We start from the raw sequence: 26,005 nt of genomic DNA on the forward strand, positions 1-26,005 counted from the left end.
AGGCCGAACCCTTGCGTTACATGCTCAGGCGCATTGACAGGTCAACGGCGCGCACGTGCTTGGTCATGCCGCCGATCGAGATGAAGTCCACGCCGGTTTCGGCAATGCTGCGCAGCGTTGCCTCGGTAATCCCGCCGGATGCCTCAAGCCTGGCTGTGCCCGCCGCCAGACCCACCGCCGTTCGCATATCTTCATGGCTCAGCTCGTCAAGCATGATGATATCTGCGCCACCCTTGAGCGCCTCTTCCAGTTCCTGCAGGTTTTCCACCTCGACTTCGATTGGCTTGTTCGGGGCGAGGCTACGTGCCTGGGTAATGGTCGCGTCAATACCGCCACAGGCGGCGATGTGGTTTTCCTTGATCAGGAATGCATCGAACAGCCCGATCCGGTGATTGTCGCAGCCACCACAGGTCACCGCATACTTCTGCGCCATGCGCAGCCCTGGCAGGGTTTTGCGCGTATCCAGCAGCCGCACGCCGGTGCCTTCCACCAGGTCAGCGTAGTAGCGGCTGCTGGTGGCGGTAGCCGAAAGCGTCTGGATGAAGTTCAGTGCGGTGCGTTCGCCGGTCAGCAGTCCGCGCGCCGGACCGTCGAGCTTGCAGAAAGTCTGGTTGGCTTCGATCCGGTCTCCGTCCTGCGCGAGCCATTCCACGCGGATAGCTGGATCAATCTGCCGAAACACTTCGTCCGCCCAGGCCGTACCGCAGAGCGTGGCTGACTCACGGGTGATGATCGTTGCGCTGGCTTGCCGGTCAGCCGGTATCAGGGCGGCGGTAATGTCGCCATCACCCACATCCTCGGCCAAGGCGCGGCGCACATCCTCGGGAATGATCGTGTGCAGGCTTTCGAGAGTCAGGTTGGGCATGGGGGGGGCTCCGTCGCACGTAAGTAATGGCGGCGAGTATACCCGATTGACGAGAAAAGCCCGCCCCGGGCGGGGCGGACCTTGTGCTTCTTGTGCTTACTGCGTGTTGCTCACTGCATGCGGATTGTTGAAGTAGTCTTTGGTCAGACGGAATACCACCGGGCTGAGCAATAGCAGCGCCAGCAGGTTGGGAATCGCCATCATCGCGTTCAGCGTATCGGCCACCAGCCAGATGGTGCCCAGATCGATCATCGGCAGGGTGCCGAGCGGGATTGCAATAATCCAGAGTACGCGGAACGGCGTATTGGAGCGCTCGCCGAACAGGAACTGGGTGCACTTCTCGCTATAGAAGCTCCAGCCAATGATCGTGGTGAAGGCAAAAATCGCCAGGCCGATGCTCACGATGTATTGCCCCCAGCCGCCCGGAAGGCCCAGATTGAAGGCATGTGCGGAGAGCGATGCACCATTTTCGCCACTCTGCCAGGCACCGGTCACCATGATCACCAGGCCGGTAATCGAGCAGATGATGATGGTGTCGATGAAGGTGCCCAGCATTGCAACCGTGCCCTGGCGGATCGGGTTGTTTGTTTTTGCCGCAGCATGGGCGATGGGCGCGCTGCCCAGGCCGGCTTCGTTGGAGAACACGCCACGGGCAATACCGAAACGCATGGCTGCCCAGATGGTTGCCCCGGCGAAGCCGCCGGCTGCAGCGGCCGGATTGAAAGCATGGTAGAAAATCAGGCCAATTGCATCAGGGATCTCGCTGGCATGGGTGATGAGAATGATCAGGCCGCCCCCGACATAGAACAGCGCCATGATAGGGACCAGCTTGCCGGCAACTTCGCCGATACGCTTGATGCCGCCGATCAGTACTAGCGCTACCAGCACGGCAATAACCACACCGGTAATCAGCGGTTGGACGCCGAAAGTGCTTTCCAGAGCGTCGGAGACTGAGTTGGACTGGATAGTGTTGCCGATGCCGAAACCGGCCAGCATGCCGAAAATGGCGAACAGCACGCCAAGCCATTTCCACTTCTGGCCCAGACCGTTGCGGATGTAGTACATCGGACCGCCGACGTGGTTACCCAGAGCGTCTTTTTCACGGTAATGCACCGCAAGCACCGCTTCACAGAATTTAGTCGCCATGCCGACGATCGCAATGAGCCACATCCAGAACAGTGCGCCGGGGCCGCCAAAGAACACTGCGGTCGCAACGCCAGCGATGTTGCCCGTGCCGACCGTCGCTGAGAGGGCTGTCATCAGCGCATTGAAGGGGCTGATGTCGCCTTCCTCGGCGGTCTTCTTCCGGCCCTGCCACAACATGCTGAAGCCGTAGAACAGCTTGCGCTGCGGCAGGAGCTTGAGGCCTAACGTCAGATACAAGCCGGTTCCCGCCAGCAAGGCCAGCATGGCCGGTCCCCAGACCACGCCGTTTATGGCGTTAATGATGGATATGAGTGATTCCATTTCTTGGACTCTCCAGAGAATTTTAGTTATTGGCTTTCATGGCACTGCCTGTTTCATTGATATTCCTGCCACCCATTTCAGAAACTGCAGAGAATGTGCCAGCAGACTGAGCATAAACCAGAAAAACGATAATCGCCGCAAACGCCGCGCCAGCGAGGGGAGGTTTCTACGTCTGGTTGCAGTCAGGCCAGGGAATATTCACTTTTGGTTAAGGGCATCGCGGTTCTGGAAAAAGGGCTTGAAGTTCGCTGAGAAGCGCATAGAATTAATTGACGCCAATTTAATGCCAATCGATTTTCACCAGCGTTGCGATGGTCCGTGCACGTCTTGCGTGGTTCTGGCGTCGGTCAGAGGCGTGCAACAGATTGGGCGGGACTAGGGCATCCCGGGTCGGCGTCATTCATAAAGCAATGCGGCTGCGACGAGTTTCCAACAATCTGGCCGCCAGGAGTTCTGAGATGTCCAAGGATCGCAACGTCATCCCGATTGGTACGGATTCCCGGCGAGTCACACGGCCAGTTGCGCGTCCCTCTCAGCTTCCTGCGTTATTGCAAAGCATTCGTGATCAAGCTGTCGTCTTCTATAAGTCGGCGCTCGCTGAGCTATACGATAAGGCCGACGACAGCCTGTTCGAGTTGGCTGACAAAGCGGTCAGCAACGCTGAGCAGGGCATGTTTTTCGAGGTCATGCGCACGTTACGCCTCAAACGGGGCGAGCTGATCAGCAGCTGCGCTGACGGCTTGATGGAAAAATTCGATGATCTCGCTCGAATCACACCCGCGTCAGAAGATGCGCCACGACCCTTCGCCGTAGACAGCCTGAGCCTGGTTCAGCCTGACGAGCTTGAGCAGTCGGTCGCGCTGGATGGGATGGTGGGGCGATGTAATGAACGCAACCGCCTTGCATTGCAGCATCTGGCCCTGCGGATCAACAGTCTTTCCAAACTGCATGTTGACGCGCACAGCAATCCCTTGAGTCCTTCAATTCTGGCGGAGCTGTTCGTAGATAGCTTCGCTGCGCTTGATCTGGACATCAAAGTGCGACTGATCCTCCTCAAGCTGTTTGAACGTTATCTCTGTAACCGTCTGGATGATCTCTACGGTGAGGCGAACAGCCTGCTGATCCAGGCGGGTGTCCTTCCCGACCTGAAACTCGGCAGCGTGCCTCAGGCGCGATCAGCCGCGCCCAGAAGCGAGCATGCCGGCTCCCGGGGGGAAGGTGACGCTGCGCGTGGCATGCCGGGTCCGGATGCGTTTTCTGGTGGCATAAGCGCGCGCGACCAGGAAGTGCTCTCGGTGTTCAGCCAGTTGATTGGCAGCTGGCGGCATGCAAGCGGTGATACGGCATTGTCCAATCCGGGCGTGATCGGCGCTGAGCCGATGCAGAGTGATGAGCTGCTCGAGTTGCTTGCACATCTGCCCGCTGGTCAGACTCAAGCCGCTACACGGGATCTGCGCAAGAACGTTTATCAGCAACTGGATAATCGCCGGCAGGCCACCGGCAAGGTGCAGAGTCTGGATCGCGTCGATGACGATGTGATCAGCCTGGTGTCGATGTTGTTCGAGTTCATTCTCGATGATGAACATCTGCCCACCACGGTCAAGGCGCTGGTGGCGAGGCTTCAGCTTCCGGTACTGCGCGTGGCGATAGCGGACAAGGAATTTTTCAGCCTGTCGCGTCATCCCGCACGCCGTTTGCTCAACGAGCTGGCGCGCGCGACAGTAGGTTGGAATGATCAGGACGACTTGCGCCGGGATCAACTGTACATCCTCCTGGAAAACATGGTCGGGCGCCTGCTGATCGAGCCCAGCCCTTCAGCCGAACTGTTCGATGACCTGCACGCGGAGCTATCCAGTTTCGTCAAGATCGAACAGCGCCGGTCTGGTCGCCTTGAGCAACGCACGCGCGATGCGGAGGAGGGCAAGGCGAAGGTGGAAGCGGCACGCGCCCAGGTCGCAGACAGCCTTAATGCGCTGTTGCTCGGTCGAACTGTACCCGTACGGCTGGTTGCCACCTTGCGTGATACCTGGAGTCAGGTGATGCAGATGACCTGGCTGCGCCAGGGCGCTGATTCCGAGGCCTGGCGAGGCGTTGTCGATACCGCTGAACGACTGGTTACCAGTATGCAAGCCCCGGCGGAAGGCCAGACGCTTGCGGAGTTGACTGTCGCCAATCAAAAGGTACTGAGCGAGGTCGCTGACGGACTGCAGCTGATCGGGCAGGATGAACAACAGAGCGCACCCTTGCTGGCCACCCTGGCCGCTTTGCAGAAAGCTGCAAGTGAAGCGTTGGTTCCGACTACCGGGCCCATCGCTCGATCGCAAGAAGTGCCAGGCCGTCCCGAAACGGCGCTGCGCTCCGCCGCCAGACATTCGCTGGGCACGCAGGAACCGCTTGCGGTACCGCCTGCAGTAGCAGTGCCAGCAGACATTGAAGCGGTACGCATCGCTGATCAGGTTATCGAATCAGTCACAGCTGAAGAGAACGTAGAACTGGTCACTGACCTGCCCAGCGCAGAGTCGATCAGTTGGGTCGAGCGGTTGCATGCAGGGAGCTGGTTCGAGCTGGCACCCAGCGAGGGCCAGCCAGCCCAGCGATGCAAGTTGGCTGCAGTCATCAGCTTCAGTGGCAACCATATCTTCGTCAACCGCAGCGGGGTGAAGGTGGCGGAGTTCAGGACGCAGGCGCTGCAGCGACACTTCGACCATGGTCTGATCCAGTTGATCGACGACAACCAGTTGTTCGATCGGGCTCTCGAATCGGTTATCGGTAATCTGCGGCAGCTGCAATCCGGCAGACCCTAGTGCTTTAGCCGACATGCCTGCTAGCATGGTCTTTTTTGCCGGTAGGACAGCATGTTCAAGGTTGCGCAGGATGGATGGCTGACGGACGCGCGCGCATGCCCGTCTCCGCATTTCAATGCGAGGCCGGCGGGCGAAGATATTTCGTTGCTGGTCATCCACAACATCAGCCTCCCGCCAGGGCAGTTTGGCGGTGGCTTTGTGCAGCAGTTCTTTGCCGGCCAGCTTGATCCGGATAGGCATCCCTATTTCGCGCTCATTGCCTCCATGCGCGTGTCAGCGCATTTCCTGATTGAGCGGGACGGATCGCTTTTCCAGTTTGTGTCCTGCCTGGACCGAGCCTGGCATGCGGGTGCGTCGCGTTTCGGCGATCGCCCCGGTTGCAATGATTATTCAATCGGCGTGGAGCTGGAAGGGACTGACACCGAAGCCTATACGGCCGCGCAATACCTGACCTTGACCGAGTTGACCAGAGCCCTGCAGGCTGCCTATCCAGCCATCACGCCCTATCGTATTACTGGCCATGAATTCATCGCGCCCCGACGCAAGAGCGACCCGGGGCCTGCATTCGACTGGCAGCATTATCTTCGTGCGCTGACCGGTCATAGGGACATGTCAGATCGTGCCTCGCCTGATCAACGGAGCTCTGCGTGAATTTTCTGGTCCTGCTGCTCGTCGCCGTCATCCTGCGCTTCACGCCCTGGCGCGGCGGCTTCCCGATCGATGTCCTGGGCTATTGGTCTGATTGGGTTGCGCGCATCACCCGGGGGCGTTCGAGCTGGTTGTTCCTGATTCTGCTCATGTTGCCGTTACCGCTATTGGGAGCAGTTCTCTGGCTGGTCACCGGCGTAGCCTATGGCGCGCTGACGCTGATTATCCACACGCTGCTGGTGCTCTTGTGTGTTGGCCGTTCAGATCCGCTTGGTGCCATGACCAGCGCCGTAGGCGAGGCCTGGGAACGTGGCGATCATGAGGCTGCGAGCGTGCTGGCAGAGCGCGACTTCGGCGTGGTGGGTGATGATGCTGCGGCCTTGCTACAGGGTCTGCGCGACCGGATGGCAGCGGAAGCCTGTCATGGCTATTTCGTCCCGGCGTTCTGGTATGTGCTCCTGGGGCCGGTCGTGGCGGTGGGGTATCGCCTTGCCTGGCTTGCCAGCCAGCGTAGCGATACAGGAAGTAATGCCTTTGCGGGCGCCCTGGCGCATGCGCTGGAGTGGCTGCCAGTGCGTCTGATGGGCCTCAGTTTTGCGCTGGTAGGGCATTTCGATGCGACTTTGCATGTGCTCCGCAGGGTGCTGTTGCAATGGGAGCCGCAGACAGTACAGCTGGCGCAGTGGTTCACCACCGCAGCCTTGACCGAAGATCCCGCTGCAGCTGTCACGCGGCCGCTGGACGTGATGCGCACTTTCCTGTGGCGTGCAGTGTTGGTGTGGGCAGTCGTCATCGCATTTATCTCCCTGGTGGGCTAAAGAGTTTCAGCGCAAGGCCGATAGAACTGGTTAATTCGCGGCTTCGGTTGTGACGACATTCTGTCTGCGTGCCTTGGTCCGCCCGACATCAACACTACCTGCCCCCCAGGGAGAAATCACTGTGAATACCCTCTTGGCCCCAGCCATAGCGCTTATGAACAGACTCCGCTACGGCATGAAGTTCTGCCTGATCAGTCTTCTGTGTTTTGTTCCCCTCGGCGCTATGGTCGGCTTCCTGGGATTTCAGCAGTATGAGCGGGTGCAAGTGACGCAGCGTGGGCTCGATTCGATCGGGCTGATGCGGCAGATGGTGGTGGTCCTGCAGGACGCCGAAATGCTGCACGACCTGGACGAGGTGCACTTTCAGTTTGGCCCGGGAGATCAGGCGCAGGCGCTGGATCAGCGCACCCAGATACTCCGTGGCAAGATCATCGACGGGCTTACGGGGCTGCAGATAGACAATGCTGACCCGCTCGCAGAAGACCTTGTCAGCGCACGCGACAGGTTGCTCGATCTCTATGGCCGCATTGCGGACGCCTCATCACGCAATCGCGCTGATATGTCGACCCAGGCCTATGGTAATGCGCGCTCGCTTTTTTCAATGATCGCTGGCTATGCAGGCTTGTCGCAGGACTTCGATCCAGCGGTCCGTCATATGACCGCCGTGCTGGTTGATGAGGTACCCGACATTACCGGTACCCTGGCTGAAGGTCGCAGGCTGGGCTCGGTCGCGCTGGGTCAGGGTTACCTGAGCTCTGATGGCAGCCGCGCAATGGATGGCCTGCTGGACGAAATCGACCGCCTGACCACCGATTACAAGCAGTCTCTCGGGATGATCGACCAGCAGGTGCTCACCGAGCTCGGCACGAACGTTGAAACCAGCGTAACGAGCATTGCCGACAGCGTCTTGTTGTTCGAAGACAGCATCATTTTTGCCAGTGATCTGTCAGGCGACTGGAACCTGTATTTCGAGCAAGTCAGTGGCGAAATCGACAAGTCCTACGCGCTGGGTGATGCCATGATCAGCGTGCTGCATGACAAGCTTGAACAGCGTCTGGGCAGTAACTGGCAGACCATGTTGTTGCTGATCGGAATCATGCTGGCGTTGTTCGTACTGATCACGTACCTGTATGCGGGCTTTTATATTTCCACGCGGCAGACCATCGGACGCTTGTCCGAGCTGATGACCCGGGTGGCTGGCGGTGACATGACGATCAGCACGGCAGTCGACAGTCGCGATGAGCTGGGCGCGCTGACGCGGGACTTCAATGAAACGATCGCGCGTATTCGCGGGTTGATCCAGCGCGTCAGCGCCACCTCGGGGCTGGTGAATGAACAGTCGCAGCAGGTCGAAACCATCTCTGCCAAGAGTAGCCAGGCGGCGATGGAGCAACGTAGTCAGATAGAGCAGGTGGCTACTGCGATGAACGAAATGGCTGCCACCTCGCAAGAGGTGGCGCGCAGTGCTGCCTCTGCAGTGGTGAATGCCGAACAGGTGAATACCGAGACGCTTAGCGGTCGTCGCCTGGTTGAAAGCTCCGTGGACGGGATTGAGAGTCTGGCCGGGGAAATCGAGAAATCGGTTGCGGTCATCAATCGCCTGGCTGAAGACAGCGTCTCCATCAGCCGCGTCCTGGATGTTATCAAGGGCGTTGCCGAGCAGACCAACCTGCTGGCGTTGAATGCTGCTATTGAAGCGGCGCGTGCCGGCGAGCAGGGCCGCGGGTTCGCCGTTGTTGCGGACGAAGTGCGCACCCTGGCGCAGCGTACGCACCAGTCGACTGAAGAGATCGAGCAGATGATCGGTCGCTTGCAGAGTGGCGTCTCGGCAGCGGTCACCGCGATGGATGCCAGTCATAGCAAGACTGCTACGGCGGTGGATGCTTCGCTTCAAGTGCAGGCGGCACTGGATAATATTGCGCGGGCAGTAACCCAGATCGTCGACCAGAGCCAGCAGATCGCCGCTGCAGCGGAGGAGCAGACTGCGGTCAGCCACGATATTGATCAGAATATTGTGCAGATCAATCAGACCGGCGAGCGCACAGCGGAGGGTGCGACGCGTACCGAGGAATCCAGCAAGCGCATGGGTGGTCTGGTCAAGGAGCTGCAGGACATGCTTGGTGCGTTCCGCGTCTGACATTCTGTGACCAGACGCGTTGACGTTGCTACAGCTCAGCAGCGTCTGGTTACTGTGGCTTCGGTTTGGGTTCCCAGAGCACTTCCGATGTGTTTTCGAGCTTGCCGATCGTCCTGGCAACCACGAATAACAGATCTGAAAGGCGGTTTAGATAGATCAGCGCCTGCTCATTGATGGTTTCTTCGGCCGCCAGGGTGATATTGCGGCGCTCGGCCCGACGGCAGACACTGCGAGTCTGGTGCGCCTGGGCGATGGCGCGGGAGCCACCGGGCAGGATGAAGTTGGTCAAGGGGTCAAGTGTTTCGTTGAATCCGTCGATCAGCTCCTCGAGCCGGAGGACATCGGCTGCGTCAATGATATTGCAGCCGGGCACGGCAAGCTCTCCTCCGAGATCAAACAAGCGATGCTGGATGGGGGCAAGCGTGTTGCGCAGTTCAACCAGCCCTGCGCTTTCCAGGTCTGCCAGTAAAAGTCCCAGCTGGCTGTTCAGTTCATCAACGCAGCCGATCGCCTCGATCCGTGGGTGATCCTTTTCCACGCGACGGCCGTCAGCCAGTCCGGTTTTTCCGGCATCGCCGGTTCGTGTATAGAGTTTGCTCAGGCGAAAGCCCATGTTCGATTGCCTCTGATAAAGCGCTGCGCCAGCGGAAGAGCGGCGCCAGAGTATTCAGCCTAGCGCGATTCACGTCGTGGCAAAACCCTGGGATCTTGTCAGCAGGCTCGGATCAATCCGGCGGCAAGCCGAGCGCAACCAGTCGACTGCGCAAATCCGTGTAGAGCCGTTCAAGGGTGGGTAGCTGCAGATCTGCACTGCGCGCCTGGCGCACAGCGTAGCCGAGGATGAAATCGATCTCGGTTCGCCGGTTGTTATGAACGTCCTGTCGCATGGATGAGCTGTTGGCTGCAGTGCTATTGATCACCTGGCGAATAGTGGTGTTCAGGTGTTCGAGGTCAATCCGGGCGCCGTAGCAGGCCAGCAGCTGATGCAATTCGGGGATGAGTTGGTCCAGCAGGACGCCGGCGTGCAGCGGAACCTCACCGTTGGGGCAGTCGTACAGCACTGTGAAGGGGTTGATCGCGCAATTGATCGCGAGTTTCTGCCAGAGGACCTGCTCGATGTCAGTCACCCACTGCGACGCGATTGTCGCCGCGTTCAGATTCTCCAGCCAGCTCGGCGCGTCGCCGCCGGTGGGATCGCCAATACGGTTGATACCCTTGCCGGCCCAGACAACCTGAGCGGGGCTGGCGATCCAGGCCCCATCGGTAACGCTTGCATACAGGACACGTTGTGCTGAATAGGTCTGGCTGGCGGCCTGCTGGCTACCGAGTCCATTCTGCAGCATCAGAATCTGTGCGCCGGACTTGAGACGCGGGGCAACACTGGCCAGCGCTGCGTGTGCGGAATAGGCCTTGGTCGCAACGATGAGAAAGGCTATCGGCTCGCCAGCCGAGGCCACTTCGGCGGGCACTTCAATATCGAAGTGCCGGGTTCCCTCGGTGAGGCCAACCAGTTGGTGTCGGTTCTGCCACGCATTCAGCGCAGCAGTATCGCGCAGAACCAGGCGGCAGGGCATGCCGGCCCGGGCCAGGCGGGCAGCCCATAACAGGCCGAGACTTCCAGCGCCTATCAGGTGAATCATGACAAGCGCCTAGATCGGCGTAGTACGTCTGACTTCCGTGATCAGGTTGGTGGCGTAGGCATCTTCCAGATGCTGCTCGACAGTTTCGAAAAGCTTTTCCGGTTCGGGCATGGCCTGGTCTGCGACTACCGATCCCAGGGCCATGCCGGCTCGCACGCTCAGATAGCCTTCAGCTGTTTTGAACGCCTTGAGGTTGAGCCCGTCGTGCAGCCGTCTGAAGCTGTTGGGTTTGCACTCACCCGGATCGTCGACCAGGGTAACCACGGCGAAGGTGTTCTCGCCTACCCGTGCGATAACGTCTGCTGGCCGGACCAGCTGCTGCAACCGTCTGGCGATGCCCTTGAGCAGCTCGTGCTTGACCGCCTCGCCATGCTGTTTGTGCATCTCCTCGAGATTCTGCACGCCAAGGATGACCAGGCAGCAGGCGCCGCCCCGCGAATCAACGTTGCGGATGGCATCGGTCAGACGGCGCAGCAGGTAGCGACGGTTACCCAGCGCAGTCTGGGAATCGATAAGGTTATGTGCTTCGAGCCGGGCGTTGTTGTCTGCCACCAGCCGATTTTCTTCGAGCAGGCGATTGATCAACTGCGAGATACGGTCAGCGGCGTAGATGCGCGGCAGAAGTTGCTCGTTCATGGCGGATTTGCTGATGAAATCGTCAACGCCACGATCAAAGGCCTGGCCCAGGACATTGTCGCCTTCACGGGCGGTCAGCAGAATTACGTAGGTGTAGTGGCTGGTCTGTTCGTCTACCTGGCGGATACGGGTGGTCAGCTCGAGTCCGTCCATCTGGGGCATCAACCAATCTGCAATCATCACGCTTGCGGGGGTTTGTTCATGCATTGCCAGCGCGTCCATTGCTGAGTTGGCGTAGCGAATATCGACATACCCGGCCTGGGTGAGGGCGTGGCCTATGACGGCACTGCTGAACTTGGTATCGTCCACCACCATAATGCTGAGTTGCGGATTGGGCATGGTTGGTTGTGCTCCCTGCAGCTGACTACGTCTCGTTATAATGCCATGAGAGCATATCCGTTGTTCGGCCCGTTATGTCATAAAAATCACATTTATTCGAGGTAAAAATGCCGTCTTTTGATGTCGTGTCCGAATTGGACAAGCATGAAGTCACCAATGCTATAGACAACGCCATGAAAGAGCTGGACCGCCGCTACGATCTGCGAGGCAAAGGGGATTTCGAGTTTCGTGAAAAGGACCTGACGGTCAATATCACCGCCGATGCCGAGTTCCAGCTGGAGCAGATGCTGGAGATCCTCAAGATGAACCTGACCAAGCGCAAGATCGATATCAAGTGCATGGAAATCAAACCGCATTTCGCGTCAGGCAAGCAGGTCAAGCAGGACGTTATCCTGCGAGAGGGCATCGATAAGGAAATGGCGAAGAAAATCGTTGCACTGGTGAAAGAGTCCAAGATCAAGATCCAGGCTGCCATTCAGGGCGAACAAGTGCGTATCACCGGGAAGAAGCGGGACGACTTGCAGCAAACCATGGCCATGCTCAAGGGCGCCACGCTGGACCTGCCGTTGCAGTTCAATAATTTCCGCGATTGATGGCCACCTAACCCTAAGGATTCGTTTTGATGGACGACATGATTATCCAGTTCGAAGAGCTTCAGGACGCCTGGCTCCCGCTGGTTGTGCAATATGGCAGTCAGGTGCTGCTGGCGTTGATCACGCTACTCGTCGGCTGGTGGATTATCGGACGCGTGACTGCCGGCATCCAGGCGCTGATGGAGAAACGAAAAATCGATCGGACGCTACATGGCTTCATCGGTGCGCTGGTTGGGATTGGCTTGAAGGTTCTGTTGCTGATCAGCGTCGCAGGTATGATCGGTATCGAAACGACATCTTTCATTGCGCTGATCGGTGCGGCAGGTCTGGCGGTGGGTCTGGCCTTGCAGGGCAGCCTGGCCAATTTTGCCGGCGGCATGCTGATTATCATATTGAGGCCGTTTCGCGCAGGTGAATTCATCGAGGCCCAGGGCGTAATGGGTACGGTGGACAGCATTCAGATCTTTCATACTGTGCTCAAAACGGCTGACAACAAAACGATAATCGTACCGAACGGCAGTCTTTCCAACGGCAACATCGTTAACTATTCCCGCCAGCCGACACGCCGCGTTGACCTGAATATTGGCATTGGTTATGACGACGACGTGAAAAAGGCCAGGAAGATCCTGCTGGACCTGGCCGGTGCCGACGAGCGGGTACTGAAGGAGCCTGAGGCGGCGGTCTGGTTGGTCTCTCTGGGCGAGAGCTCGGTCAACCTTTCGCTGCGTATGTGGACGAAAAATGCCGACTACTGGGGGGTGTTCTGGGACATCCAGGAGCTCGCCAAGGAGCATTTCGATCGCGAAGGCATCACTATTCCATTCCCCCAGCGCACCTTGCACGTGATGACGCCGACTGCAGCGCCCGCTGAAGCAGCAGACTGATCGTCATCCGGCTTGTAGTTTAAGGGGTAACACCGGCCCGGCTTGTCCGGGCTTTTGTTTGTCTCGAAGTCGGCCGTTTTGTGAACTGTGGTCGTGCGCTGAGTCAGTTCCGAGGTCGTCTTTCTTCATACTTCACCTGAGGAGTGATGGCTAACCCGATGACCAACCGTGCCAATCCTCAAAATAATATGAACAGGTCGCTGGTCTGCTTGTCAGTTAATACACGCAGTGGATTTCGCTGCGAAATTCAACATTACTGAACATAGGGCAGAGACATGAAAAAACTCTTCAAAACCTCAATGCTTCTTGCTGCGATGGTGCCGGCAGTTGCGCTCGCCCAGCCGTCGGCCGGGGATCAGGAAATGACCTTGAGCGGCGCAGGCAGCAGTGATAAGGATTTCGACGCCTCCATCCTGTCCGTGCAGGGTAGCTGGGGTCAGTACCTCAGCGAGTCCTCCCTGTGGGGTATACGGCAGACTGTAAACGCCAGCGACTCCGAAGGCGAAAGCGTTCAGTTTGATGGTTCCACCCGGGTATTCTATGACTACCATTTCGGCAGCGGTAACGGTCGGCCCTTTGTCGGCGTCAGCCTGGGCGGCATTTACGGCGAGAATGTTGACGAAACCTTTATGGGCGGCCCGGAAGTGGGTTACAAGCACTGGCTGAACGAAAACACTTTTGTAACAGGTATGGTCGAGTATCAGTTCCTGTTTGAAAGCGCCAGCGATGTGGATGACCGTTATGATGACGGTGCGCTCTTCTACAGCGTTGGTCTCGGTTACAACTTCTGATGTACCCCTAAAGCGGCGCCTGTCCAGGCGCCGCTTGTTTTTGTTAGTGACCTGTCGCTTTTCCCTTTTCTGATTCCCCTCTGCTTGCTTCAATCGATTCCCGGTCGTCGTAATGTGTCTGGATGCGCTTTTCTGATCAGTAGTGCGGCCAGGATAATCGCTGGTACGCCTGTGAACGCAGTCAATACGAAGAAGCTCACCCAGCCGACGTTTGCCGCCAGCAATCCGGTGAAGCCTGCAGCAAACTGGCCGGGCAGCGTCATCAGCGAGCTGAACAATGCGTATTGCGTCGCGGTGTAGGCGGTATTGGTCAGGCTGGACAGATAGGCGATGAACACCGATACGGCCAGCCCGCCGGTAATGTTGTCGGCAACGATGGCCAGCACCAGCCCATAGGTTTCCGGTCCGATAAATGCCAGCCAGGCGAAAGTCAGGTTGGTCGCAGGCGCCATGAAAGCAGTCAGCAGCATAATCGGGGCGATGCCATAGCGAGCGACCAGCAAACCGCCCAATGCGGCCCCCAGTAAGGTCATTCCCAGACCGAAGGCCGCAGCAATATTGGCGATTTCCGCCTTGCTGAATCCCAGATCCAGATAGAAGGGATTCGCCATGACGCCCATGAATATATCGCTGATACGAAAGGTGGCGATGAAGGCCAGTATCAGCAACGCGACCTTTCCGTAGCGTTGAAAGAATTCAGCGAAAGGGCAGACCATCGCACCTATGAACCAGGCCGTCATATCGCGTCGCCAGCCCTGGTGCACGGTGTTGGCGAGGTAGTCCTGGACGCGTTGTTCCAATGCATAAGTGCTTTGCGTGACCTCGACCTCCGGCTCGGAAATGATCAGGGTGGTGATCACCCCGACACCCATCAGCAAGGCCATGCCGCCATAGGCGAGTGTCCAGCTATCCATATTGGCCAGATGCAAGGCCCCGGCGCCGGCTATCAACAGTGCGACGCGATACCCGGTCACGTAGGTCGCCGCCATTGCTGCCTGGCGATGTTTGGCTTCGGCCTCAACGCGGTAGGCATCGATGGCCACGTCCTGAGTAGCCGAGCCGAAGGCCACCAGTACGGCGCAAAACGCGACGAACTGCAGATTATCGCGTGGGTCGGTAACTGCCATGCCGAACAGTCCGGCCGCGATAATGCACTGCGCCAGTAACATCCAGGCGCGGCGTCGCCCGAACCAACTCGTCAATAAGGGTAGCGCAGCGCGGTCGATAAAGGGTGCCCACAGTACCTTGATGGAATGGGCCATGCCGACCCAGCTCAGAAAGCCGATGGCGGCCAGTTCCACACCGATGTCTTTCAACCAGGCGCTGAACGTGCCACCGACCAGCAACAGTGGCAAACCTGCAGAGAAGCCAAGAAACAGCATGCCGAGTACGCGGGGCTTGAGGTAGACGCGCAAGCCTTCGCGGGGGGGCTCGGCGCGCTCGGCCGGAAAGTTACTCATGTAAATCCTGTGGTTGTTCAGGTGATTCAGGCCAGCCGAAGCGTGCCATGTTGACCCGGTGGTTGATGATTGGCACACCTTCGCTTTGCAGGCGGTGCCGTTGCTCCACTCCGGCTGGAGAGCAGGGCGATAGTGACAGCTGCCCCCGACTGTTGACTACCCTGTGCCAGGGCAGACTGCTGCCTTCCGGCAGTTGTGCCAGCCAGCGCGCTACCAGGCGGGCACCTCGGCCCAGGCCTGCAAGCTGAGCCAGCCGGCCGTAGCTAGTGACGCGGCCGGGTGGGATCGTGGCGAGGATCTGCCAGAAATTTTGCTGGGCTGTGAGGAACTCCTCAGCCGAATTTCCGCTGATCGAGTTCGCTGGCAATCGATTCTCATTCATGGATAATGACGCCTTTTTACGCCCTATTTTAAGGCTATTGTGATGTTATTCTGCCGCTATACCGCTGCTTTTCTGTTGTGTTTTCCAATGGTTTCGATCGCTGACACTGTCTGGCTGGATAACGGCGACAGGCTGACCGGAAAGATCGAACTGCTGGATCGGGGCCGTCTCGTTATTAGAACCGAATTCGCAGGTGAGGTAACGGTCAAGGTCGGCCGCATCCGTACGATGGAAACCACAACGCCAATGCTGGTCAAGACAGAGGACCAGGCTGAGCGGGCCCTTGCGATCAAAACGTCTGAAACGGATGGCAATGTGCTGGTTTTCAACGGCCTGCCTGAACCGATCGACATGCCATTGGCTGACATCAGCCAGCTCATGGAGCCGCAACCGTTTATTCAGGATTGGCTGCTTGAGGGCAACGCTGACCTTTCCTTCGACATGAAAGATGCCTCGCAGGAAGAGGAAGATCTGGCGTTCCGCTTCAATACCCGTGCGCGACACGGCGATTGGCGTCACGATCTGGCCGCCAACTTCGAACGCGACTACCGGGACGACGTACGCAGCCGGCACATATTACAGACCGAGTATGACCTGAGCTGGTTCTTTGGTGAGCAGTGGTTCTGGCAGACCAGTCTTGACTACGAGCGGGACCATATCGGCGATATCGCCCGCCGGGCTCAAATCGGTACCGGTCCGGGTTATGAGTGGTGGAATACAACGCTGTCGCGCTTCGAAACCTCAGCTCGCCTCGATCATCTGCGCTTGAAGGAACGCAGCGGAGCGGAGAGTGAGTTTGAAGCTCTGGGTCTGGAATACGACTACCGCAGGTTCATGTTCGGCAAGCGGGTAGAGGTGTTTCATAACACCGAAACCCAGGTCCCGGATGATCCGGACGTTAAATATATTGTCGATACCGAATTGGGTATCCGCTATATGGTCAACAGCTGGGCGTCGCTGAGCTTGCTGAGCGAGTGGGATTATATCGAGAGTGACAATGCCGAGCAGGCGTTGAACGAAAAGCGCTACAGGGTGGGATTTGGCGTTAGCTGGTAAGGCCGGCGTTGCCGGCCCGACGGTGGAACAGCCTGTTAGAGACGCAGTCCGCCGTCCAGCTCAAGAATACGACCGGTAAAGTAGTCGTTCTCAAACAGATAAGCGGCGGAGTGAGCGATTTCCTCTGGCCGTCCCATGCGCTTTAGCGGGATGCCTGCTGTCATCTTTTCCAGTGCTTCGGGTTTCATGCCGGCGGTCATCTCGGTTTCGATGAAGCCCGGCGCGATCCCTGCTACGCGGATGCCGTAGCGGGCCAGTTCTTTCGCCCAGCTAACGGTCATTGCAGCCACACCGGCCTTGGCTGCAGAGTAGTTGGTCTGGCCGACATTGCCCGCCCGCGAGATGGACGAGATATTGATGATCAGGCCTTTGCTGCCGAGTTCGATCATCTTGGCCGCGACCTCGCGCGTGCTCAGGAATACGCCGGTCAGGTTGACGTCGATAACCGATTGCCACTGAGCCAGGCTCATTTTCTGAATCTCGCCGTCCTTCTGCTTAAGCAGGAGACCGTCACGCAGAATGCCCGCGTTGTTGATCAAGCCGTTGATGGCGCCAAAGTCGGTTGCGACCTGGTTCACCATGGCGCTGACCTGGTCTTCGTTGGCGACATTGCAGACATATCCGCGGGCGTCACCCCCCGCAGTTTTGCAAGCAGCGACTGCTTCGTCCAGCCGCTCCTGACCGAGATCGACCAGAGCCAGCCGCGCGCCCTGTGAAGCCAGGTATTCGGCCATTGCCCGACCGAGCCCCTGGCCGCCGCCGGTGACGATAATAACGCTGTCTTTCAGTTGCATTCCGTATATCCCCTGTTGGTGTGTTTGAAGCGAGCGGTTCACTCGCGTCGCCGCTCGGTCGGACGTCGATCATATCGCCGGATTCGCTCAAGCAGGCGGTCCGGGCAGTCCTATCTTGCCCCTCCTGATGCGCAGTGTTCGGCTGGTCGTCCTGTCTAGCCCGCGAAGAATGCACCATTTTTCTACCAGAGTGAACGATGGATATCCCGAGCCTGACTTCGGTACGGGATAGCCTTTGTGTCGTGGGACTTTCGTCTATCTGTTTAAAAGTGGGCCGGATATTTACCATGTGCCGCCCTGCGAACTGCTCGGACCGGTAGGTAAAAGGCCTGAGTTGCTTTGTAAAATTCATTTTTATGCTTGTTGATCATCTCCGTATTAACTATATTCAGCGCGGAAACATATACTGCAAGATGAAACAATAATATCTTGTAGTTCTGCACAGCGAAACTATCAACCGGTTCTATCGGTAGGGTCGTCATCAACAATCACAATGAGGTCGCAATGAAAACAACAAAGACGTTGTTCGCCCCCAAGCCATTGGCCAGGGCTATCGCCTGCCTGAGTCTTCCAGCGCTGTTGCTGGGAGCTGCTCCAGCCCTGGCGCAGAATTCCGAAATCGAGGAACTGCGTCGCCAATTGAAGGCCCTGGAAGCCCGGATTGAAGAAAGCACCGCGCGTGCCGAAGCTGACGCCGCCCAGGCTCGCGAAGACGCCTCTCAGGCGCGTGCAGAGGCGCGTGAAGCCCGTGCACAGCTGGCATCGACCCGTGATGATCCGCGCAATGAGACGCTCAAGGCAGACACCGAGTACCTCGTGCGCGATGGCAAGGGTGTCAAGATAGGCAATACAACAGTCACCGTTGGCGGCTTCATCAAGGCGGATGCGGTGGTTGCCTCAGGTGGCGACGGCAGCGCGAATAACCGTACGCTCGGGCAGGCAGCCAATTTCGCCAGCTATGCAGCCTCGGAAAACGCAGATGAATGGCGGTTTGGCTCCAGTATCCGCGAGAGCCGTATTGGTCTCGGTACACGCACTGCAGACGTTAACGGCCACGACCTGATTACCTATATCGAGATGGACTTCCACGGCTCTGAAGACGGCGCCAACGAGTTCGTTTCCAACAGCTACAACCCGCGGGTGCGTCTGGCTTATGCGCAATGGGCGGACTGGACGGTGGGTCAGGATGTCACCACCTTCAGTGAGCTGGCTGCCGTGCCGGAGATTCTGAACCAGGGCAAGATGGCTTCCTTTATCTATGCGCGTCAGCCGCTGCTGCGCTATGGCATGGATGTCCCCGGTGGCCGTCTGTTTGCCGCAATCGAAAACCCTGAAGATGGCGGTAACGATCAGGCGTATCCTGACGTAGTGCTGCGCTATCAGGTCAAGAATGATTACGGTGTGTTTGCTCTCGCCGGGATGGCGCGCACACTGGAGAAAGACTCCGTAGATGACCGTTCCTTACAAGGGGCTTTCTCTCTTTCTGCGCGCATTCCGACCGTCGGCAAGGACAATCTGAAGCTCCAGTACAGCTACGGTGCCTTGGGCCGTTACGCTGGGCTGAGAACCTTTGCGGATATCTTGTCGACTGACGTTCAGATTCGTGACGCTGAAGGCGAAGTGATTAGCACCGACTATGGTCAGTTGACTCCTGCGGTTTCTTACGGTGCAACAGTTGCTTATCAGAGACACTGGTCACCCAAGTGGCGCTCGAACCTGAGTCTGTCGCAGCTGGAAATGGTAACCGATACAGATTCAGCAGAACTGGGGCGTTACTTTGATCGTTCTTCGTCAGCGCATCTCAACCTGCTGTACGCGGCGACTGACACCATCACTCTTGGTCTGGAATATGCCTATTGGGACTTCGGCATAATCAATGATTCTGGCTCCAACCAATATGAGCAAGTCATGGCGTCTGCCAAGTTCGACTACTGATAGTTCGAACTTCGTAGCTTAGCTACGACAAGGTATTAGTTGCTCTTCAGCTCGCGATCAATGGGGAGAGCAAGTCCAGGACCTGAGCCCGGTATATACCGGGCTCAGTTTTTTTTTGTCCGCGTGTGGACTAATTCCGAGGCGGTCACCCGCCGGCTGGCAGGGATTGCGCAAGACGCCGTGAATCCGTCCTTGGAGGCTTGGTGAAAACATCCCTGTTTTCAACACTTGCTTCACCCTGTCAGCCGGCGGGCTTGAATAAACATCTGCGTGAGGTGGAGATCAGAACCGCTCTCTGTCTTCCTATCAGGCAGCTCCAATGTTCGTGCGAAGCGAGGCAACAGGTCTGAGCCGACCGTCCGATGACAGGGATGTCATCGACGAGCTTACAGGGACGTACTTGCAGCGTGTCGGCGCAGCCCTGTCGCCTCGCGGCAGCTGGCACTGGACCAGACAGACCTGCGCTCGAGACGTGTTGATGCGGATGGCAGGCGCTATTGAGAGGCAGTGATAAGCGGGAGGGGAGATGTATAAGGAAAGCTGCCTGCGACCCGGATATCGGGGCGCAGGCGGGCATTAACCCTAGAACCAGAGATCCGGCAGGAAGGTCACGATCTCGGGGAAGATCATCAGGATGATCAGGCCCACTATCTGCACCAGCACGAAGGGGATAACCGAGGCGTAGATATCCTTCATGGTGATACCCGGCGGCACAATGCCCTTGAGGTAGAACAGATTGAAGCCGAAGGGCGGCGTCATGTAGCCGATTTCCATGTTGATCACGAACAGGATGCCGAACCAGATCGGGTCGAACCCGAGCGAGTCGACAATCGGCAGGAACACCGGCAGGGTGATCAGCATGATGCCGACAGGATCAAGCACCATCCCCAGCAGGAACACGATCACCATCATGGCGATGATGATGCCCCAGGGGCCGCCTGGAATCATGTGCATGAAGCTTTCTATAAGCTGATGCGCACCCATGCTCTGATAGGCCGAACTGAATGCGTGGGCCGCAAACAGAATCCACACGATCATGCCGGTCAGCTTGAAAGTACGGATCGAGGCCTCCCGGATCAGGTTCATGTTCAGCTGCCGATAAACGGCAGCTGAAATCAGCGCGCCCAGTACGCCCATCGCCGCGGCTTCGGTCGGGGTAGTCAGGCCGCCGATGATCGAGCCCATGACCATCACCACAACGAATACCGGCAAGACTACCGAGCGCACGGCTTTGAACTTGTCCGGCCAGCTTCCACGCTCGGACTCAGGCAGGGCAGGCGCCAGGTGCGGTTGCATATAACAGCGGATCAGAACGTAAAGCACAGTGACGGTGATCAGTACCAGGCCGGGCAGGATGCCGGCCGCGAACATCTTGCCCACCGAGACGCCGGAGATCAGTGCGTAGAGGATCATCATGATGCTCGGTGGGATCAATACACCCCAGCCGCCACCGGTGTTGATCACCCCCAGTACCATACGCTTGTCATAGCCGCGCTCGAGCATGGAAGGCAGCGCGATGGTGCCCATGGCAACAACCGCGGCACCGCTGATGCCGACCATGGCGGCGAATACCGCGCAGATACCCAGCGTACCGATCGCCAGGCCGCCGCGCATGCCCCCGCACCACAGGTGCATCATGCGGTAAAGGTCCCGGGCAACGCCGGTTCGTTCGAGAATCATTGCCATGAAGACAAACAAGGGAATTGCAACCAGCGTGAAGCTGCCCATGGTGCCGTAGATCTGCGACGCCACCATGTAAAAGGAATCAATCCCCCAGGTGAAATACAGAAAGACAACGGAGACGCCGCCCAGCACGAATACCAGCGGAATGCCCATGAAAATACCGAGCAGCAGCGCACCGAAGAACAGTAGAGTCAGGGCTTCAATACTCACAACTCATCTCCCGTTTCGCCTTGTTCAGGCTTGTAATAATCCAGATTCAGTGCGATAGCGATGTCCTGCAACAGTTTGACGATGCCCTGTAACAGAAGCAGTGTCGCGCCGACCGGAATGGCCACCTTGATTGGCCAGATGGGAGGGTTCCATGCGGAGTAGGACGTTTCCCAGCTGCTGACGGATTCCTGCGCCATTTCGTAACCGAAATACAGCAGCGCCAGGACAAAAATGAAAAAGATGATGGAGCCAATAATGTCCACAACTGCCCGTGCTCTGGGTTTGAGCTGTGAGTGAAACAGGTCGACGTTCACGTGGCCGCGGTGTGCGAGAAGATAACCGCCTGAAAGCACCGCATAGGCACCGAACAGCATCTGCGTCAGTTCATTGGTCCATACGGTGGGCGAATTGAAAAGGTAGCGCAGAAAAACTTCGAGAATCAGAAACGCAAAAATCGGCAGCACCAGATAGGCAACCATTCGGCCGATTACGTCATTCAGTTTGGTAACGCCATTCATGAATGCAGTGATTGCACGCATCACACCCTCCGGGCATACCGCTATGGCTCAATTGGAAGACCCGAAGCCAGAACGGCTCCGGGCGGTATCGCTGGAAATTTACAGGTAGCCGAGTTCGCCGAGGAATTCCTTGAGCATGCTCAGGGCTTTCTTGGTGTTATCGCTACGCTCACCTTCCTTGTCCCATTGCTTCATGGCAGCCTGGGTCAGGTGGTTCTGTACTTCTTCAGGCAGAGTGTTGACCTGCACGCCCTTGTTCGCAATGGCGTTGGCCAGGGTTACGCGTTCCTGGTACTGGTATTCGTTGGTACGGAACCAGAACTGCTCTTCAAGTGCCTGTTTAACGATCTGTTGCAGGTCCTCCGGCAACTTGTCGAGTGACCGCTGGCTGACAATGAACACATCAGTGCCGGCGATATTCAGGGCAGGCTTGACGTGATGCTTGGCGACTTCATAGAGAGCCATGCTGTCCGCGCCCTGTGAAGCGCCCCAATGCGCACCATCGACAATCCCCGCGTCCAGTGCGGAGTAGAGTTCGCTGCCTGGAATATAGGATGCAGCCGCGCCTGCGTCCGTGAGGAAGGTCTGCAGCGAGCCGGAGGAGCGGATCTTCAGACCCTTGAAATCTTCCATGCTGTTGACCGGGCGCTTGAGAACCATCTCGGTGGGATACACCTTGTCCGTGGCCCAGTACACGTTGTGCTCTGCTGCTTCGGCCCGCAGCATCTCTTCAAAGCCCAGGGCCTGGTGGAAATAGGCTGCCTCCCAGACGTTGCGGAAAGCAAAAGGCAGGCCCGAGGCGATGCCGGCCAGGCTGATTTTGTTCTGTGCGTAAGAGGGCGAGATAGTACCCATGTCGACAATGCCGCGGCTGACCGCGTTGAAAGTCTCCTGGGCGCTGAACAATGCGCCAGCTTCGAAAAGCTGCAGCTTCAGCCTGCCATCAGAGCGTTCTTCAAGAACATCTTTCAGCCGGACCAGACTGTCTTGGTAAGACGTGCTCGCGCCCGGCCAGTGAGACTGCACACGCCAGGTCGTGGATTCTGCCGCAGAGGCGACGGAGGGGGATAGAGTGGCTGAGGTGGCCAGGGCGACAGCTGCCGCAATGGTGCCCAGTTTCTTTCGCAGGTTCGTTAACATCTCGTGCCTCATTGTTGTTCTGTTATACATTTCGCTGTGCAGAACTGTAGTCTGCACAATGAGTTCGGTTTTTAAATTTAACACACGAAAGGGCGATTGCAATACTCATTGCTCACCGGATCGAGACAGCTCGATTGCGCTTCTCTGGAGGGGGCATGATCGAGTATAGATCATCCTGGATTTCATGCCGGTAGCGCGCCGCCACGTTATTTGTCGTAGTAGTGAAAATAATCCATGCAGGCGGGGATCAGCTCGCGAGACCGGTAGACGAGCGAAAAAGGGCGTTCTCATACACAAATCGAAAATGACGCGACTGTTTTAGTATGCGGTACTGACTTTCGTAGCGTTGACTTCGAAACTGATCAGTTGTCCAATTGGATCCCCCGAGCGCTTGGTTGCTAATTTTCGGTTTCAATGCCCGAGTCCGAGCCTTGGTTGGCATGGCGCTTTCGCGAAAGTAACGGAAGCCCCTGCATCGCATCGTGACTATCGCTGTGCAGCCCCGGGCTGTTCGGTTTACCGTTTATCAGGACGAGAATAATATGTTTACGAGACATTATGGCGTTTGGCCGAAAAGCTTGCCCAAAACCATGACGCTGCCCCAGACCAGCCTCTTTACCAACCTCGAAATTTCCGTCCAGCGGTATCCAGACCATCCCGCGATTATCTTTTACGACACCTCGATCACCTACACCGAGCTACACCGGGATGTCGAAGCGCTGGCCGGCTGGTTGCAGGAGCGAGGCGTAAAGAAGGGTGATCGGGTGCTGCTGTACATGCAGAATTCGCCGCAGTACGTCATCAGTTACTACGCTATCTTGCGTGCCGACGCGGTGGTGATCCCGGTCAATCCGATGAATCGCCACGCCGAACTCGAACATTATATTGCCGATACCGGCGCTCAGATCTGCCTGGCCGGGCAGGAGCTGGCAGAGCATATATTGCCCCTGGTTGAACATACCCACCTTCGGCACGTAGTGGTGTCTGCCTATGGCAGCTTCCTCAAGCAGCCCACTGACCTTGAGCTACCAGCCGAAGTGACCTTGCCCGAAACACCGCTGCCCGAAGGCGGAACGCGCTGGGAAGAAGCACTCGCCGCCGGGCTCAAGCCGGGTCCGCACACTGCCGGGCCGGACGATCTTGCGTTGATTCCCTACAGCTCCGGCACCACGGGTGCCCCCAAGGGCTGCATGCACGTCCATCGTGCGGTCATGGCCACCGCAGTCCATCGCTCGTTCTGGAATCTTGCTACGGCTGACAGCGTACAGTTGTCCACTTTGCCGTTCTTTCATGTCACCGGCATGCAGGCTTCCATGAACAGCCCGATCTACACCGGTTCCACCTGCGTGATCATGACCCGCTGGAACCGCACGGTGGCGGCCAAACTGATTGAGCGTTACCGGGTAACGGGTTGGGCCAACATCGTCACCATGGCGGTGGATTTCCTTTCCAATCCCGAACTCGACCAATATGACATCTCCAGTCTGCAGAATATCGGGGGCGGCGGGGCAGCCATGCCGGAAGCCATTGCCCAGAAGCTGCATCGTCTTACCGGTCTGTCCTATATAGAAGGTTATGGTCTGTCCGAGACCATGGCGGCTACGCACATCAATCCACCTGATCATCCAAAGGCGCAGTGTCTGGGGATTCCGGTGTTTGATGTCGACTCGCGGATCATTGATCCGGATACGCTTGAAGAGAAAGGGCCCGGCGAAACCGGTGAAATCGTCAGCCACGGTCCGCAGATTACTGTTGGCTACTGGAACCGCCCTGAGGATACCGCTGCGGCCTTTATCGAGCTGGGTGGCAAGCGATTCTTCCGCACTGGCGATCTGGCGCGTTACGACGAAGAGGGCTACTTCTTCATGGTCGACAGGATCAAGCGGATGATCAATGCTTCCGGGTTCAAGGTGTGGCCGAGCGAAGTCGAAAGCATGATGTACCAGAACCCGCTGGTGCGTGAGGTATGCATCATTTCCTCGCCACACCCCAAGCGTGGTGAAACGGTCAAGGCCTGTATCGTACTGAGCCCTGAAGCCAACCGGGCAACAGCGGAACAGGAGATTCTGGACTGGTGCAAGGCAGAGATGGCGACCTATAAGGTCCCGGAGATCATCGAGTTCATGAGCGAACTGCCCAAATCGCCTTCTGGAAAACTGATGTGGCGTGAGCTCCAGGAACAGGAGTGGCGCAAGCAGGCGTCCTGATGACTATGGGAGCCTGTCGTCGCAAGCAGGCTCCGGGACCGGAACCATCAGGCGGTCGTCAACTGGCCAGCGACTGAATATCGCTGGCCAGAAGCACCAGCTGATGCGCGATCGAGTCACGAATCCTTTCCAGTGGTACGAGGTAGGAGGGCGCTGCGCACGTCAGGGCCATGGTGCTGCCGTCTGCGAGGGTGATCGGCACCCCGGCGGTATTGACGTTGCGATCCCAGTCGCCCAGTGACAGGCAGAAACCAAACTGTTGATACTCCGCAACCGCTCGTTCCAGTCCTGCACGTTTCTCGGGCCATTGCGCTTCGCCATAGCGTTCGGCTAATGCGTCCAGCAGCACTTTTCGCGGTTCATCTTCCAATGACGCGCAATAGGCACGTCCGGCTGCCGTTGTGGCCATTGGCAGCTTCAACCCGATCTCCATGCGCAGCAAGGACGACTCCGGCGGCAACCGGTTCTCCACGTAGATCATATGGAAACGGTCGCGGCAGGTAAGCCCTACGGAGGTATTGTTCAATCGGGCAAATTCGTCCATGTAGGGTTGGGCCAGTTGGCGCACGCGCAGGTTAGACACGTATGCATGGCCCAGCGCCAGAACCCCCGAGCTGAGCTGATACTTTTCCAGACGCGCGTTGTAACTCAGGTAGCCCAGGCTGGTCAGGGTAAAGGTCATGCGCGATACCGTCGCCTTGGGCAAGCCTGTAATACGCGCAATTTCCTGATTGCCGAGGGTAACTGATCCCTCATTGAACGCCCTCAACACATTCAGGCCGCGCGAAAGTGATTCTACGAAGCGACGATCTTTCGTAACGTCACTGGGGAACATCTGTTTGGACACGTCCTTATCTCCACTGTGATCTGGTCCGGCCATCAATGGCCAAGAGCCTACCCGAGAGATTCGCGGCGTACGCCGCATTAGTCAATCAACGGAGACTCACATCACATTTATTATTGGATGTCATAGCGGGGGAGGGCTTCAGCTTGGTGAG

22 protein-coding genes and 1 pseudogene are annotated in these 26,005 nt (G+C 57.7%); 11 read left to right on the forward strand and 12 right to left on the reverse strand.

Going from position 1 to position 26,005, the window contains the following annotated elements; translation table 11 throughout:
* Nucleotides 1-16 precede the first annotated feature (16 nt).
* Both nadC and G3M63_RS09390 read right to left on the reverse strand, forming a co-directional pair.
* Nucleotides 17-865: a carboxylating nicotinate-nucleotide diphosphorylase gene (nadC, locus tag G3M63_RS09385; RefSeq protein WP_163982817.1), complete on the reverse strand. Its 849-nt coding sequence runs from the start codon at nucleotides 863-865 to the stop codon at nucleotides 17-19.
* A 96-nt stretch (nucleotides 866-961) separates the two neighbouring features.
* Entirely contained in the window at nucleotides 962-2,332 is a 1,371-nt protein-coding gene (locus G3M63_RS09390) for a sodium:alanine symporter family protein (protein ID WP_150300791.1), read from the reverse strand.
* A gap of 458 nt (nucleotides 2,333-2,790) precedes the next feature.
* On the opposite strand from G3M63_RS09390, the gene G3M63_RS09395 reads away from it, so the two are divergent.
* The 5 genes and pseudogenes from G3M63_RS09395 (at nucleotide 2,791) to G3M63_RS19725 (ending at nucleotide 8,739) form a co-directional block, all read left to right on the forward strand.
* Nucleotides 2,791-5,136: a DUF1631 domain-containing protein gene (locus G3M63_RS09395; RefSeq protein WP_163982818.1), complete on the forward strand. Its 2,346-nt coding sequence runs from the start codon at nucleotides 2,791-2,793 to the stop codon at nucleotides 5,134-5,136.
* 51 nt (nucleotides 5,137-5,187) lie between these two features.
* Nucleotides 5,188-5,787, forward strand: coding sequence for a 1,6-anhydro-N-acetylmuramyl-L-alanine amidase AmpD (gene ampD / locus G3M63_RS09400; RefSeq protein ID WP_163982820.1), 600 nt, complete (start codon nucleotides 5,188-5,190; stop codon nucleotides 5,785-5,787).
* The gene (gene ampE, locus G3M63_RS09405) at nucleotides 5,784-6,602 is read left to right on the forward strand and encodes a regulatory signaling modulator protein AmpE (protein WP_163982822.1); all 819 of its coding nucleotides are present in this window, start codon (nucleotides 5,784-5,786) and stop codon (nucleotides 6,600-6,602) included. The genes ampD and ampE overlap by 4 nt, the downstream gene beginning before the upstream one ends.
* A 1,096-nt stretch (nucleotides 6,603-7,698) precedes the next feature.
* Nucleotides 7,699-7,881, forward strand: a pseudogene (locus G3M63_RS19720) (HAMP domain-containing protein); the annotation flags it as partial.
* Between the two features lie 153 nt (nucleotides 7,882-8,034).
* A complete protein-coding gene (locus tag G3M63_RS19725; protein ID WP_371923580.1) occupies nucleotides 8,035-8,739 on the forward strand; it encodes a methyl-accepting chemotaxis protein in 705 nt (234 codons plus the stop codon).
* 49 nt (nucleotides 8,740-8,788) lie between these two features.
* On the opposite strand, the gene G3M63_RS09415 is transcribed toward G3M63_RS19725, so the two are convergent.
* The 3 genes from G3M63_RS09415 to G3M63_RS09425 all read right to left on the reverse strand — a co-directional run bounded on the left by G3M63_RS09415 (nucleotide 8,789) and on the right by G3M63_RS09425 (nucleotide 11,354).
* Nucleotides 8,789-9,352, reverse strand: a complete 564-nt coding sequence (locus G3M63_RS09415; protein WP_150300796.1) for a cob(I)yrinic acid a,c-diamide adenosyltransferase — start codon at nucleotides 9,350-9,352, stop codon at nucleotides 8,789-8,791.
* 112 nt (nucleotides 9,353-9,464) lie between these two features.
* On the reverse strand, nucleotides 9,465-10,379 hold the full coding sequence (locus G3M63_RS09420; protein WP_163982826.1) for a 2-dehydropantoate 2-reductase: 915 nt from the start codon (nucleotides 10,377-10,379) through the stop codon (nucleotides 9,465-9,467).
* 9 nt (nucleotides 10,380-10,388) lie between these two features.
* Nucleotides 10,389-11,354 carry a response regulator gene (locus G3M63_RS09425; protein WP_163982828.1) on the reverse strand — a complete coding sequence of 322 codons (966 nt, stop codon included), beginning with the start codon at nucleotides 11,352-11,354 and terminating at the stop codon, nucleotides 10,389-10,391.
* 107 nt (nucleotides 11,355-11,461) lie between these two features.
* On the opposite strand from G3M63_RS09425, the gene G3M63_RS09430 reads away from it, so the two are divergent.
* The 3 genes from G3M63_RS09430 to G3M63_RS09440 all read left to right on the forward strand — a co-directional run bounded on the left by G3M63_RS09430 (nucleotide 11,462) and on the right by G3M63_RS09440 (nucleotide 13,622).
* A complete protein-coding gene (locus G3M63_RS09430) occupies nucleotides 11,462-11,947 on the forward strand; it encodes a YajQ family cyclic di-GMP-binding protein (RefSeq protein ID WP_163982830.1) in 486 nt (161 codons plus the stop codon).
* A 29-nt stretch (nucleotides 11,948-11,976) separates the two neighbouring features.
* Nucleotides 11,977-12,831 carry a mechanosensitive ion channel family protein gene (locus G3M63_RS09435; protein WP_163982832.1) on the forward strand — a complete coding sequence of 285 codons (855 nt, stop codon included), beginning with the start codon at nucleotides 11,977-11,979 and terminating at the stop codon, nucleotides 12,829-12,831.
* A 275-nt stretch (nucleotides 12,832-13,106) separates the two neighbouring features.
* Nucleotides 13,107-13,622 carry a hypothetical protein gene (locus tag G3M63_RS09440; RefSeq protein WP_178100963.1) on the forward strand — a complete coding sequence of 172 codons (516 nt, stop codon included), beginning with the start codon at nucleotides 13,107-13,109 and terminating at the stop codon, nucleotides 13,620-13,622.
* Nucleotides 13,623-13,711: 89 nt separating this feature from the next.
* On the opposite strand, the gene G3M63_RS09445 is transcribed toward G3M63_RS09440, so the two are convergent.
* Together G3M63_RS09445 and G3M63_RS09450 are read right to left on the reverse strand one after the other, a co-directional pair.
* Nucleotides 13,712-15,082, reverse strand: a complete 1,371-nt coding sequence (locus G3M63_RS09445) for an MFS transporter (RefSeq protein WP_150300801.1) — start codon at nucleotides 15,080-15,082, stop codon at nucleotides 13,712-13,714.
* Nucleotides 15,075-15,464, reverse strand: coding sequence for an MGMT family protein (locus tag G3M63_RS09450; protein WP_163982834.1), 390 nt, complete (start codon nucleotides 15,462-15,464; stop codon nucleotides 15,075-15,077). Before G3M63_RS09450 ends, G3M63_RS09445 begins: the two co-directional genes overlap by 8 nt.
* 87 nt (nucleotides 15,465-15,551) lie before the next feature.
* On the opposite strand from G3M63_RS09450, the gene G3M63_RS09455 reads away from it, so the two are divergent.
* A complete protein-coding gene (locus G3M63_RS09455) occupies nucleotides 15,552-16,520 on the forward strand; it encodes a DUF481 domain-containing protein (RefSeq protein WP_163982836.1) in 969 nt (322 codons plus the stop codon).
* A 35-nt stretch (nucleotides 16,521-16,555) separates the two neighbouring features.
* On the opposite strand, the gene G3M63_RS09460 is transcribed toward G3M63_RS09455, so the two are convergent.
* On the reverse strand, nucleotides 16,556-17,314 hold the full coding sequence (locus G3M63_RS09460) for an SDR family oxidoreductase (RefSeq protein ID WP_150300804.1): 759 nt from the start codon (nucleotides 17,312-17,314) through the stop codon (nucleotides 16,556-16,558).
* A 504-nt stretch (nucleotides 17,315-17,818) separates the two neighbouring features.
* On the opposite strand from G3M63_RS09460, the gene G3M63_RS09465 reads away from it, so the two are divergent.
* Nucleotides 17,819-19,249 (forward strand): DcaP family trimeric outer membrane transporter, encoded by a 1,431-nt coding sequence (locus G3M63_RS09465; protein ID WP_150300805.1) that lies wholly within the window; start codon nucleotides 17,819-17,821, stop codon nucleotides 19,247-19,249.
* A gap of 582 nt (nucleotides 19,250-19,831) precedes the next feature.
* Here G3M63_RS09465 and G3M63_RS09470 read toward each other — a convergent pair.
* The 3 genes from G3M63_RS09470 to dctP all read right to left on the reverse strand — a co-directional run bounded on the left by G3M63_RS09470 (nucleotide 19,832) and on the right by dctP (nucleotide 22,800).
* Nucleotides 19,832-21,142, reverse strand: coding sequence for a TRAP transporter large permease subunit (locus G3M63_RS09470; RefSeq protein ID WP_150300806.1), 1,311 nt, complete (start codon nucleotides 21,140-21,142; stop codon nucleotides 19,832-19,834).
* The gene (locus G3M63_RS09475; protein ID WP_163982837.1) at nucleotides 21,139-21,681 is read right to left on the reverse strand and encodes a TRAP transporter small permease subunit; all 543 of its coding nucleotides are present in this window, start codon (nucleotides 21,679-21,681) and stop codon (nucleotides 21,139-21,141) included. Before G3M63_RS09475 ends, G3M63_RS09470 begins: the two co-directional genes overlap by 4 nt.
* A 78-nt stretch (nucleotides 21,682-21,759) precedes the next feature.
* Nucleotides 21,760-22,800: a TRAP transporter substrate-binding protein DctP gene (gene dctP, locus G3M63_RS09480; RefSeq protein WP_163982839.1), complete on the reverse strand. Its 1,041-nt coding sequence runs from the start codon at nucleotides 22,798-22,800 to the stop codon at nucleotides 21,760-21,762.
* A 542-nt stretch (nucleotides 22,801-23,342) separates the two neighbouring features.
* Between dctP and G3M63_RS09485 the strand changes: the two genes are divergently transcribed.
* Nucleotides 23,343-25,007: a long-chain fatty acid--CoA ligase gene (locus G3M63_RS09485; RefSeq protein WP_163982841.1), complete on the forward strand. Its 1,665-nt coding sequence runs from the start codon at nucleotides 23,343-23,345 to the stop codon at nucleotides 25,005-25,007.
* 58 nt (nucleotides 25,008-25,065) lie between these two features.
* Here G3M63_RS09485 and G3M63_RS09490 read toward each other — a convergent pair whose 3' ends face one another.
* The gene (locus tag G3M63_RS09490; protein ID WP_371923563.1) at nucleotides 25,066-25,854 is read right to left on the reverse strand and encodes an IclR family transcriptional regulator; all 789 of its coding nucleotides are present in this window, start codon (nucleotides 25,852-25,854) and stop codon (nucleotides 25,066-25,068) included.
* Nucleotides 25,855-26,005 lie beyond the last annotated feature (151 nt).

Source organism: Pseudomonas sp. OIL-1, from assembly GCF_010669185.1.
GTDB lineage: Bacteria > Pseudomonadota > Gammaproteobacteria > Pseudomonadales > Pseudomonadaceae > Halopseudomonas > Halopseudomonas profundi.